Here is a 1,678-nt window from a genome sequence, read left to right on the forward strand (position 1 = left end):
AGTCAAACTTGTCCCCGTTAATGAAGTTTCATTTGTATTGACAATCGGTGCGCCTGTACTTGTGATTCCGTTTACTGTTATTGTTGATGTATTATCGGTCGATGCATTCGAAACTCCGCTAACAGCATCTGAAGTTGAGGAAACTCCATTTACATTTGAGGTCAGCGTATTTCCGGACAAGCTCAAAGCGTTTGTTGTTCCAGAAGCTAAAATCGGACTTAGATCCAAAGCCGTGCTTGCAACGCCGTTTACAGTTGTAGTCAAACTTGTCCCCGTTAATGAAGTTTCATTTGTATTGACAATCGGTGCGCCTGTACTTGTGATTCCGTTTACTGTTATTGTTGATGTATTATCGGTCGATGCATTCGAAACTCCGCTAACAGCATCTGAAGTTGAGGAAACTCCGTTTACATTCGACGTTAAAGTATTTCCAGACAAGCTCAAAGCATTTGTTGTTCCAGAAGCAATTGCAGGAGCAAGATCCAAAGCCGTGCTTGCAACGCCATTAACAGTTGTCGTCAAATTACTTCCAGACAAAGCATTCGAAACTCCGCTAACAGCATCTGAAGTTGAAGAAACTCCATTTACATTTGAAGTTAAAGTATTTCCAGACAAGCTCAGAGCGTTTGTTGTTCCCGCAGAAATTGCAGGAGCCAAATCTAAAGCCGTGCTTGCAACGCCGTTTACAATTGTCGTCAAACTTGTCCCTGATAATGAAGTTTCATTTGTATTGACAATCGGTGCGCCTGCACTTGTGATTCCGTTTACTGTTATTGTTGATGTATTTGCTGTGGATGCATTCGAAACACCGCTTACAGCATCTGAAGTTGAGGAAACTCCATTTACATTTGAGGTCAGCGTATTTCCAGACAAGCTCAAAGCGTTTGTTGTTCCCGCAGAAATTGCAGGAGCCAAATCCAAAGCCGTGCTTGCAACGCCATTTACAGTTGTCGTCAAACTTGTTCCTGATAATGAAGTTTCGTTTGTATTGACAATCGGTGCGCCTACACTTGTGATTCCGTTTACTGTTATTGTTGATGTATTTGCAGTTGATGCATTCGAAACACCGCTAACAGCATCTGAAGTTGCCGAAACACCATTTACATTTGAAGTCAAAGTATTTCCTGCCAAACCCAAAGTATGTGTTGTTCCAGCAGAAATTGCAGGAGCCAAATCTAAAGCCGTGCTTGCAACGCCATTTACAGTTGTCGTCAAACTTGTTCCTGATAATGAAGTTTCGTTTGTATTGACAATCGGTGCGCCTACACTTGTGATTCCGTTTACTGTTATTGTTGATGTATTTGCAGTTGATGCATTCGAAACACCGCTAACAGCATCTGAAGTTGAGGAAACCCCGTTTACATTCGACGTTAAAGTATTTCCAGACAAGCTCAAAGCGTTTGTTGTTCCAGAAGCAATTGCAGGAGCCAAATCCAAAGATGTACTTGAAACTCCGTTTACAGTTGTAGTCAAATTACTTCCAGACAAAGCATTCGAAACTCCGCTAACAGCATCTGAAGTTGAGGAAACTCCGTTTACATTCGACGTTAAAGTATTTCCAGACAAGCTCAAAGCGTTTGTTGTTCCAGAAGCAATTGCAGGAGCCAAATCTAAAGCCGTGCTTGAAACTCCGTTTACAGTTGTCGTCAAACTTGTCCCTGATAATGAAGTTTCATTT

Annotated in this window: 1 protein-coding gene; it reads right to left on the minus strand. The window is 41.8% G+C overall.

All coding sequences use genetic code 11. The features are described 5' to 3' along the window. Positions 1–1,678 (minus strand): beta strand repeat-containing protein (locus EYY60_RS22185; RefSeq protein WP_162847817.1); only part of this gene is annotated, 1,678 nt, incomplete at both ends.

The organism is Flavobacterium zhairuonense (genome assembly GCF_004352915.1).
Taxonomy (GTDB): Bacteria; Bacteroidota; Bacteroidia; order Flavobacteriales; family Flavobacteriaceae; genus Flavobacterium; species Flavobacterium zhairuonense.